General features: G+C 75.8%; 9 protein-coding genes. 5 read left to right on the top strand and 4 right to left on the bottom strand.

Annotated features, from left to right (window positions below):
* Positions 1–325 precede the first annotated feature (325 nt).
* Positions 326–1,126: an aquaporin Z gene (gene aqpZ, locus ABEA53_RS14960; RefSeq protein ID WP_345482093.1), complete on the top strand. Its 801-nt coding sequence runs from the start codon at positions 326–328 to the stop codon at positions 1,124–1,126.
* 71 nt (positions 1,127–1,197) lie between these two features.
* Here the strand turns inward: aqpZ and ABEA53_RS14955 are convergent, their stop codons facing one another.
* The 3 genes from ABEA53_RS14955 to ABEA53_RS14945 all read right to left on the bottom strand — a co-directional run bounded on the left by ABEA53_RS14955 (position 1,198) and on the right by ABEA53_RS14945 (position 3,858).
* The gene (locus tag ABEA53_RS14955; RefSeq protein ID WP_345482092.1) at positions 1,198–2,220 is read right to left on the bottom strand and encodes a Brp/Blh family beta-carotene 15,15'-dioxygenase; all 1,023 of its coding nucleotides are present in this window, start codon (positions 2,218–2,220) and stop codon (positions 1,198–1,200) included.
* A gap of 8 nt (positions 2,221–2,228) precedes the next feature.
* Positions 2,229–3,413: a lycopene cyclase family protein gene (locus tag ABEA53_RS14950; protein WP_345482091.1), complete on the bottom strand. Its 1,185-nt coding sequence runs from the start codon at positions 3,411–3,413 to the stop codon at positions 2,229–2,231.
* Between the two features lie 79 nt (positions 3,414–3,492).
* On the bottom strand, positions 3,493–3,858 hold the full coding sequence (locus ABEA53_RS14945) for a VOC family protein (protein WP_345482089.1): 366 nt from the start codon (positions 3,856–3,858) through the stop codon (positions 3,493–3,495).
* 60 nt (positions 3,859–3,918) lie between these two features.
* On the opposite strand from ABEA53_RS14945, the gene ABEA53_RS14940 reads away from it, so the two are divergent.
* From ABEA53_RS14940 to ABEA53_RS14925, 4 genes are all read left to right on the top strand, one after another.
* On the top strand, positions 3,919–4,362 hold the full coding sequence (locus ABEA53_RS14940; RefSeq protein ID WP_345482087.1) for a MarR family winged helix-turn-helix transcriptional regulator: 444 nt from the start codon (positions 3,919–3,921) through the stop codon (positions 4,360–4,362).
* Between the two features lie 79 nt (positions 4,363–4,441).
* Positions 4,442–6,583 carry a DNA polymerase III subunit gamma and tau gene (locus ABEA53_RS14935; protein ID WP_345482086.1) on the top strand — a complete coding sequence of 714 codons (2,142 nt, stop codon included), beginning with the start codon at positions 4,442–4,444 and terminating at the stop codon, positions 6,581–6,583.
* Between the two features lies 1 nt (position 6,584).
* Complete coding sequence (recR, locus tag ABEA53_RS14930; RefSeq protein ID WP_345482085.1) at positions 6,585–7,184, top strand: recombination mediator RecR; 600 nt, start codon at positions 6,585–6,587, stop codon at positions 7,182–7,184.
* Between the two features lie 234 nt (positions 7,185–7,418).
* Positions 7,419–8,249 (top strand): alpha/beta fold hydrolase, encoded by an 831-nt coding sequence (locus ABEA53_RS14925; protein ID WP_345482084.1) that lies wholly within the window; start codon positions 7,419–7,421, stop codon positions 8,247–8,249.
* Between the two features lie 18 nt (positions 8,250–8,267).
* Here the strand turns inward: ABEA53_RS14925 and ABEA53_RS14920 are convergent, their stop codons facing one another.
* Positions 8,268–9,329: a glycosyltransferase family 2 protein gene (locus tag ABEA53_RS14920; protein ID WP_345482082.1), complete on the bottom strand. Its 1,062-nt coding sequence runs from the start codon at positions 9,327–9,329 to the stop codon at positions 8,268–8,270.
* Between the last annotated feature and the right edge of the window lie 87 nt (positions 9,330–9,416).

Raw genomic sequence — 9,416 nt, 5'->3', positions numbered from 1 at the left:
CATCGGCGCCCTCCGCGGACGCCGCAGCTCCTCATGAGCTGAGGCCGGACGCTCCGCGTCCGGCCCCGACCCCGTCCGGCCCTCCTCCGCCGGACGGTCCCTGCGGCGCGGGCGATCGATCCGATCGTCCGCGCCGGAAACGGGGATCTGCATCCGCGTACGGCCCCCGCGTCCTCCGTCGGCACGCGGCCGGTGCCGCGTCGCACCCGTCCTCCTCGCCCCGGCGCCGTCCGCCGCGGGCGGCTTCCGTCGCGCCCGCTTCCTCCTCGGTCCGCCCCTGCCCGGGCGGGCCGCCTTCCGCCCTGCACCGAACCCGGAGACCTCCATGCCTCGCACCCCGTCCGTCCCCGCGACCAGCACCGCCTCCGCCGGCCTGCTGCTGAAGCTCGCCGCAGAGGCCGTCGGCACCTTCGTGCTGGTGCTCGGCGGCTGCGGCGCCGCGGTCTTCGCCGCGGACTTCTCCGACGGCGGCACTCAGCTCGGCATCGGCTTCCTCGGCGTCGCGCTCGCCTTCGGCCTCGCCGTCATGGCGATGGCCGTCGCCGTGGGCGACATCTCGGGCGGCCACTTCAACCCGGCGGTGACGGTCGGGCTCGCGGTCGCCCGGCGGACGTCGTGGCGCGACGTGCCGGGCTACATCGGCGCGCAGGTCGTCGGCGGCGTCGTCGCGGCCCTCGTCCTGTTCGTCGTCGCCTCGGGCAGGCCCGGCTTCGACGCCACCGCCTCCGGGTTCGCGACGAACGGCTACGGCTCGCGCTCCCCGGGCGGGTACGGCCTCGGCTCCGTGCTGCTGATCGAGATCGTGCTGACCGCCGTGTTCCTCGCCGTCATCATCGCCGCGACCGGCGACGCCGTGCCCCGGGGGCTGGCGCCCGTGGCGATCGGCCTGACGCTCACGCTGATCCACCTCGTCGCGATCCCGATCGACAACACCTCCGTGAATCCGGCGCGCTCGGTGGCGGTCGCGCTCTTCGCCGGCCCCGCGGCCCTCGGGCAGGTCTGGGTCTTCGTGCTCGCCCCCGTCGTCGGCGGCGCGATCGCCGGGGCGATCTTCCGCGCGGTCGACGGCCGGCGCTTCGGCCTCGGCGCGCAGGGCGCGAAGGGGCTCAGCCGCGCCGGGCGCTGACGCGCATCCGGCACCACGACCGCGTCCTCGGCTCGCGCCGGGGGCGCGGTCGTGGTGCGTCGGCGGTGGCGTCAGCCCCGCTCCGCGCCGCGGGCCCGGCGCTGGCGACGGTCCATCCACGTCACGACGACGGTGTGCGGCGTCGTGAGGGCCGCGATCAGGAGGAGGTAGGTGCCGAGTCCCGCGGAGCGGAACGCCAGGGCCGCGCCGACCAGCAGGACCACCGCGCAGAGGGTGACGGGCCACGCGTCGCGGGCGAACCGGAGGAAGCCGCGCCCGAGCCGGCCCGCGGCCAGCGCAGCGCGACCGCCGGGCTCGAGCAGCTCGAGCCGCACGATGTGCCGCACCGCGTGCCAGAACGTGAAGTACAGGCCGACGGCGAGCACGGACGGCACCGTCGTGAAGAAGGCGGCGAGCACCGCGATCTCCCCGGCGGCCCGGCGGATCGGGGCCCCCTGCCGCCGGCGGAGCAGCAGGTGCGCGGCGACGACCAGCACGAGCGCCGCTGCAGCGGCGGCGCGCACGGGGGCGGTCGCCAGGACGCCCAGCCCCGTCGCCGCACCGGGATCGACGACCCCGACCATCGACGCGAGCACCGTCGCGTAGTCCCCGGGATGCGCGATGAGCGGCACGAGCATCGGCAGCGCGCCCCGCACGAGCAGGGTGAGCACGGCGTCGATGCGGGAGCCGGGCTCCTCGTCGAGCGCTCGGTCGAGCCACAGGTCGCCCTGCCCCCAGTGGAACCAGGTGATCAGGATGAACAGCCCGAACCCGATCGCCGGAGCCGTCAGCCAGATCGCGCTGGTGGCGCCGCCGACGACCGCGTAGAGCAGGACGACCGCCGTGATCGAGCGCTGCCGCGAGATCCCCGGGTCGAGCCGCGCCGGCACCAGGTGGTCGAGCGCGCCGTGCGGCAGCCCGAACAGCAGCACGCTCGCGGCGAACGGCACGACCTGCACGGCGAGCGGCACGGTCGCGCCGGCGAGGTCGAGCACGGCGAAGACCGCGGCGAGCAGGCCGAGGGCGGCGGTCGTCGGGGTGAACAGTCGCCGGCGGAGGATCCGGGGCACCGCGCCCGCCGGTGCGTGCCGCATCGCCGTGGTCATCGTCGGGGGAGCAGGGCTGCGAGCCGCTCGGCGATCGCGGTGGCCGCGGCGCGCAGGAACGGCGCCTTCGGCAGCGCCAGGATCAGGCGCAGCTCGTCGATCGGCGTCGACCGCTCGGTGAGGAACCGCACGGTCAGCGGCCCCGGCAGGCCGGCGAACATGCGGAGGAACGCCTCCGGCGCCCGGTGCGGCTGGTCCCGCAGGAACCGGAGGAACACGCCGTCCAGCGCCCGCAGGCGCCACGGGTCCCGCAGGACGGGCAGCGGTCCGCCGTCGACGAGGGCGATCGCGGCGTCGCGGGCGGCGAGCTGGATGCGCGTGAAGGCGTAGCCGGTGCTGGGCCGGGCGATGCCCGCGCGCATGCCGAACGCGGCATGCGACGCGCCGACGGGCTGATCGGTCATGGGGATGCTGCCCGCCTCCTCCTCCTCGACCGCCCACTCGTCGTCGGCGAGTCCCCACCGCTCGCGGACGTACTCCTGGATCTGCTCCCGCGACGGCGGGCGGTCGTGCGCGCCCGTGGCGAAGACGGTCGCCTCCACGAGCGCGGAGGTGGCGGAGACGGGGAGCACGTAGACGAAGCGGACCCCGCTGCCGCGTTCCTGCGCGGGGAAGTCCATGAGCGTCGCGGTCGACGGGTCGAAGACCGGTCGCGCGGTGCGGATCCACTGCCCGAGGAAGCGCTGCTGCAGCCGGACCCGGCCCGGGCGCAGGGGCTCGGCCGCGCCGGCGCCCCGGGCGTCGATCACGCGGGCGGCGGAGCCTCCGGCCCGGAGCGGCTGCTCGACGCGGACGCCCTCCTGCAGCCGCACGCCCCCTGACCTCGCGAGGCGACGACGGGCCGCCGCGCGGTAGTCGCGCGCCCGCACCATCCGGTACGGGTGATCGGGGTCCTCGCCGACGGCCGACCCGGCCGTCGTGCGGATCTCCCACCGGGTCCAGGAGGCGGACACCGCCTCCGGCAGCAGCGCGGCCCCGACGTCCCAGTAGCACCAGGTGCGCGGGTCCGAGCCGTCCCGTCGCGCGTCGAGCACGGTGACCGCGGCGTCGGGACGGCCCTCCGCGGCCGCGACGGCCAGAGCGAGACCCGCGCAGCCGCCGCCGACGACGATCGTGCCCGTCCCCTGCAGGGGCTCCACGACCCGGGTGCCCGTCGCAGGGGTCCCCTCGAGCAGCGACATCCCGCTCCTCACCGCCGTGCGACGCACCCGCGCCGGGTGCCCTCCAGGGTCGCAGCCCCGGCCTGGGCGGCTGCGCGGCTCAGCCCCGGTCGTGCAGCGTGACCCGGTACCCGTCCGGGTCGGCGAAGGTGAAGGTGCGGCCGAACGGGCCGTCGATCGGCGAGGACACGATCGGGACGCCGGCCTCCACGAGCGCGTCGTGGACCGCCTGCGCGTCGGGCGCGAGCAGCCACAGCGCGACGCCGCCGCTCGGCTGCGGCACCGCGTCGAGGTCGAAGCCCTCGACCGCGTCGCGCACCGCGAGCGCGATCGGCTCGGTCGCGAACACGACGGCGTGCGGGGGCCCGGGGCGCCGCGTGAGTCCGAGGTGCTGCTCGTAGAAGCGGGCGGAGCGCTCGATGTCGCGCACCTGCAGGGAGATGAAGTCGGGTCCGGTGGCGGCCATGGTCGTCCTCTCGTGAATGTCAGGTTCCTGACATGTGGAACGGTATGTCAGGATGCTGACATGAGTCAAGTCGGACCGTCGGTCGATCTCGCGGTCTCGGTCGGCTACCGCCTGAAGCAGGCGTCGAGCGCGCTGCACGTCGCCATGGAGGCGGTGCTGCGCCCGCTCGGCATGAACATCACGCAGTACTCGTGCCTGGAGCTGCTGGCGCAGCGCCCCGGGCTGTCGAACGCGGAGCTGGCGCGGGGCGCCTTCGTGACCCGCCAGTCCATGAACGTGCTGCTGCAGGCGCTCGAGCGCGACGGGTCGGTGGTCCGGCCGCCCGTCGCCCCCGTGGGGCGGGCGCTGCCCGCCGAGCTGACACCGCTCGGCAGGGAGCGGCTGGCCGCCGCGAGCGCCGCGGTGCGGGCGGTCGAGGACCGGATGCGGGCCGGACTCGACCGGGCCGAGGCCGTGCAGCTCGCGGCGCTGCTCGACCGGTGCGTGGAGGGCCTGCAGGGCTGAGCCGCGGCCGGCGCGCGGGGCCAGCACGCCGACAGCGGACACGCCGAGCGGTGTCGGTCGCCGTGGTTACCCTCGTGCAGTGGTCACCGCCCTGTATCGCCGCTACCGGCCGGAGACCTTCGCCGAGCTGATCGGGCAGTCGCACGTCACCGATCCGCTGCGCACCGCGCTGCGGACGGACCGCGTCAACCACGCCTACCTGTTCAGCGGCCCGCGCGGCTGCGGCAAGACCACCTCCGCCCGCATCCTGGCGCGCTGTCTGAACTGCGCCGAGGGCCCGACGGACACGCCCTGCGGCGTCTGCCCCAGCTGCGTGGAGCTCGGCCGCGGCGGCAGCGGCTCGATGGACGTCGTCGAGATCGACGCGGCGAGCCACAACGGCGTCGACGACGCCCGCGACCTCCGGGAGCGGGCCGTGTTCGCCCCCTCGCGCGACCGGTTCAAGATCTTCATCCTCGACGAGGCGCACATGGTGACGCCGCAGGGCTTCAACGCGCTGCTGAAGATCGTCGAGGAGCCGCCCGAGCACGTGAAGTTCATCTTCGCGACGACGGAGCCCGAGAAGGTCATCGGCACCATCCGGTCCCGCACGCACCACTACCCCTTCCGCCTCGTCGCCCCCGCGCAGCTGCTCGACTACGTCGCGCAGCTCTGCGACGAGGAGGGCGTGCAGGTCGAGGCCGGCGTGCTGCCCCTCGTCGTGAAGGCCGGCGGCGGCTCGCCCCGCGACACGCTCTCGCTGCTCGACCAGCTGATCGCCGGGTCCGAGGGCTCGCACGTCGAGTACGAGCGGGCGACCGCCCTGCTCGGCTACACGAGCGCCGCCCTGATCGACGAGGTCGTCACGGCGGTCGCGGAGGGGGACGCGGCAGGCGCCTTCGCGGCGATCGACCGCATCGTGCAGACCGGGCAGGACCCGCGCCGCTTCGTCGAGGACCTGCTCGAGCGGATGCGCGACCTCATCGTCGTCGCCGCGACGGGCGACGCGGCGGCGAGCGTGCTGCGCGGCGTGCCCGCCGACCAGCTCGCCGCGCTCGCGATCCAGGCGCAGCGCTTCGGCACGGCCGAGCTGTCGCGCATCGCGGACACCGTCAGCGACGCGCTCGACGAGATGGTCGGCGCGACCTCGCCTCGCCTGCACCTCGAGCTGATGGTCGCGCGGATGCTCGTGCCCGCCTCCGACGCCGGTGACGCCACCCGCATCGAGCGGCTCGAGCGCCGCGTCGGCGTCGAGTCCGCGACGGTGGCACCCGCCTCCGCCTCCGCAGCGGCGCCGGCAGCGCCCCCCGCGGCGGCCCCGCAACCGGTCCGTGCTCCCGCCGCGCAGGCGGCGGTCGTCGTGCCGCCGCCCTCCTTCGACGTGCCGCCTCCCTCCGCGCCCGTGCCGCCCGTCCGGCGACCCGCCGCCGCGCCGCAGGCCGCCGCCGCACCCGTCGAGGCGCCGCGCCCCGCGGTGCCGGGCGCCGCCCTCACCATCCAGCACGTGCGCGACGCGTGGCCCGAGATCCTCGAGACCGTGCAGCGCGCGAAGCGCAGCGCCTGGGCGGTCGTGTACACGTCGTACCCGCTCGCGCTGCAGGACGACGTGCTGACCCTCGCCTTCCTCAGCCGCACCGACGTGGAGGGCTTCAAGCGCCCCGTCCAGTCGGGCGGCGGCATCAGCGACGTGCTGCGCTCGGCGATCCTCGAGGTGCTCGGCCTCCGGGTGAAGTTCCTGCCCCGGGTGGACGGCGGCGCCGCCCGGCCCGCATCCGCGCCCGTGGCCGAGGCGCCGCCCGTGCCCGACACGCCGCCCGACGACCCCGACGACGTCCCGCCGCCACCGGACCCCGGGCGCGGCGCCTCGCCGGTGCGCCGTCCGGCAGCCGTGGTCGCGGCGCCCGCGGCATCCGCTCCTGCGGTGGCCGTCCCCAAGACGTCCGCTCCCGCGCCGGTCGTCGCGCCGCCCGCCGTCGTGGCGCCGGCCGTCACGGCACCGGCCGTCGCGGCGCCGGTCGTCTCCGAGCCGCTGCCACCGGCCGGCTGGGGGAGCGTCGCACCGGCGCCGGCCCCCGAGCCGGACCCCGAACCCGCTCCTCGGCCCGCCGCCGCCGCCCCCGCGGCGCCGGCGCAGCCCGTGCGTCCCGACGAGGCGTCCCGCTACGGCGAGTCGGTCGTGCGGGAGCTGCTCGGTGCGAGCTTCCTCGAGGAGACCGTGATCGTCCCGACCGAGGTGCGCTGACATGTACGAAGGCATCGTCCAAGAGCTGATCGACGAGCTCGGCCGCCTGCCCGGCGTCGGGCCGAAGTCCGCCCAGCGCATCGCGTTCCACATCGTGCAGACCCGCGGGTTCGACGTCACGCGCCTCGGCGAGATCCTGCAGGAGGTGCACGAGAAGGTGCGGTTCTGCTCGCTCTGCGGCAACGTCGCGGATCAGGACCGCTGCGGCATCTGCCGCGACGCGCGCCGCAACCGCGCCACCATCTGCGTCGTCGAGGAGCCCAAGGACGTCGCCGCGATCGAGCGCACCCGCGAGTACCGCGGGCTCTACCACGTGCTCGGCGGCGCCCTCAGCCCCATCGACGGCATCGGCCCCGACGACCTGCGCATCCGCGAGCTCGTCCAGCGGCTCGCCGACGGCGAGGTGCAGGAGGTGATCATCGCCACCGACCCGAACATGACGGGCGAGGCGACCGCCACCTACCTCTCCCGCCTCCTCAAGACGATGGCGGTGCCCGTCAGCCGGCTCGCCTCCGGCCTGCCCGTCGGCGGCGACCTCGAGTACGCCGACGAGGTCACCCTCGGCCGCGCCTTCGAGGGCCGCCGCCTCGTGGAGAGCTGAGCTGTGCTCATGGCTGCGCCGCCGCCGCCGCCGCCGCCGCTGCGGCGCAGCAGGGCCCACGGCCGGTGTTCCCGGCCGGGGAGGACGCTTCGCGGCCCTGAACGGGCCGCGTCACGCGTCTCGGCCCTGTTTCGTGGACGGGCGGGCGCTCCGGGCTGATCACGGTGCGCTCGGCGGATCGGACGACGTCGCGGCGTTCGCCGGTGTGCTGACGAGGCGGGGTTACGATCGCGCATGCTCGTCCCCATCGGCGCAGGCACCTCCATCTCGGTGACCGACACCGGCACCGGTCCCGCCGTCGTGCTGCTCCACGGCTGGCCCGTCACCGCCCTGCACTGGCGGCACGTGGTGCCCGTGCTGCTGCGAGCCGGCTACCGCACGCTCGAGGTCGAGGCGCGCGGCCTCGGCGACCTGTCCGCCGGCCGCGGCGACCACGCGAAGGCGACGCTCGCCCGCGAGGTGCTGGCCGCGCTCGACGCGCTCGGGGTCCGGCGCTTCGCCGTGATCGGCCACGACGTCGGCGCCACGATCGCCCTGCTGATGGCCGCCGAGCAGCCCGGCCGCGTCGCCGCGATCGCGGTCGAGGAGGAGGTGCCGCCCGGCATCGAGGTCGACGCCGAGGAGGCGGAGTCGTACCCCTCCTGGCACCTGCCGCTCTTCACCGCGCCGGAGGGGGTCGCCGAGCGGCTGCTCGCCGGTCGGCTGGACGCCACGGTCGACGCCTACCTCGGCGGCAGCTCCGGCCCCGCCGGTCTCGACTTCGACGCGCACGTCGGCTACATGAGCGCCTACTCCACCGACGCGCGCCTCGCCTCGACCCTCGCGCTCCACCGCGCCGCGCACGACGACGCGCAGGCCGTGCGCCGAGCGGTCCGGCGACGGCTGCCGATGCCCGGTCTCGCGATCGCGGGCGGGTTCGGGCGCGCCGGGCAGGTGGCGGAGGCGCTCTCGCACTCGGTCTCCCGGGTGCACTCGGTCGTCGCGCGCCACGCCGGGCACTACCCCGCGGAGGAGGCCCCGGACGCGGTGAACGGCGCCCTGATCCCCTTCCTCCGCGCGGCCTGACCGGGCCGCCCCGCCGGGTCAGCGCGCGGCACCGCCCGCGAGCGCGTCCGGGTCGACGTCGGGCACCAGGTCGGCCGGCGCCCGGTGCCTGCCGAGCTGGAGGCGGGTGATGTCGGGCACGGCGAGCCCCAGCCGCATCAGCAGCTCGACGTCCGTGCGCGACATCTGGATCAGCGTGCGGTGCAGCAGGTCCTGCGGCACCGTCCGCAGCACCTCCCGGTTCCGGCGCGCCTGCTCGTGCCGCGAGGAGGGGTGCAGCCGCTCCGCCTGCCGGTGCTGCGACAGCAGGATCGCGAGGTAGCCGCGCCAGACCTTCGGCAGCAGCCGCTCCGCCTCCCGGTCCGCCGTGACGGCGGCGAGCGAGCGGTCGAGCGAGTCGAAGTAGTGCAGCTGCCGCGCGTCGCCGATCTGCGTCAGCGAGGTCGTGACGCCGCGGCGGTAGCGGTATCCGTTCAGGTCCTCGAAGCTCACCCGGCCGTCGGCGAGCAGCGTGCGCCACCACCAGTCGCGGTCCTCCGCGGTCAGCAGGCGCTCGTCGAAGCGCAGGCCGCGGCTCTGGAGGAAGTCCCGCCGGTAGAAGCCGCCCCAGGCCGTGGGGTGGTCGACGATCGTCGGCCGGTGCACCGGCAGCAGGTGGTCCCGCACGTCGACGGGCGTGCCTCGGACGCCGATGGGGTTGCGCACCACGGCGCGGCGGTTGCCGGTGACGCGCGTGTGGTCCACGCGCATCACGTCGACGTCGCGCTCCTCGAACCGCGCCAGCGCCTCGTCGAGGTAGCCGGGCGCGATCCAGTCGTCCCCGTCGAGGAAGGTGACGACCGGCGCGGCCGCCTCGTCCAGCCCGCGGTTGCGGCCCGCCGAGAGCCCGGTCGTGGCGTCGAGGTGCAGGAGGCGGGCGAGCGGGAAGGACGGCAGCGCCGCCTCCGCGATCGCCGGGGTCTCGTCGCGCGAGTGGTCGTCGACGAACAGCAGCTCGACGTCCGCGCGCTCCGTGCTCCGCAGGGTCGCGAGCAGGGTCGGCAGGTACGGCGCCACGTCGCGCAGCGGGATGACGACGGACAGCCGTGGAGCCTGGAGCACGCGGAGCAGCACCTTCTTCGTCGGGACGGGGTGGACACCGTGACACCTGCTGGTTGCCGAGCGGTGGACCGCTGGTAACCGACGGGG

Origin of the sequence: Amnibacterium soli (assembly GCF_039544415.1) — a bacterium.
Taxonomy (GTDB): Bacteria; Actinomycetota; Actinomycetes; order Actinomycetales; family Microbacteriaceae; genus Amnibacterium; species Amnibacterium soli.
Note: the sequence above shows the minus strand (reverse complement) of the source record. Positions and strands in the feature narration are given on the sequence as shown.

Excerpts from the sequence above, each read along its gene's own strand:
- aqpZ (WP_345482093.1), top strand. The coding sequence starts at position 326 with ATGCCTCGCACCCCGTCCGTCCCCGCGACCAGCACCGCCTCCGCCGGC.
- ABEA53_RS14955 (WP_345482092.1), bottom strand. The coding sequence starts at position 2,220 with ATGCGGCACGCACCGGCGGGCGCGGTGCCCCGGATCCTCCGCCGGCGA.
- ABEA53_RS14950 (WP_345482091.1), bottom strand. The coding sequence starts at position 3,413 with ATGTCGCTGCTCGAGGGGACCCCTGCGACGGGCACCCGGGTCGTGGAG.
- ABEA53_RS14945 (WP_345482089.1), bottom strand. The coding sequence starts at position 3,858 with ATGGCCGCCACCGGACCCGACTTCATCTCCCTGCAGGTGCGCGACATC.
- ABEA53_RS14940 (WP_345482087.1), top strand. The coding sequence starts at position 3,919 with ATGAGTCAAGTCGGACCGTCGGTCGATCTCGCGGTCTCGGTCGGCTAC.
- recR (WP_345482085.1), top strand. The coding sequence starts at position 6,585 with ATGTACGAAGGCATCGTCCAAGAGCTGATCGACGAGCTCGGCCGCCTG.
- ABEA53_RS14925 (WP_345482084.1), top strand. The coding sequence starts at position 7,419 with ATGCTCGTCCCCATCGGCGCAGGCACCTCCATCTCGGTGACCGACACC.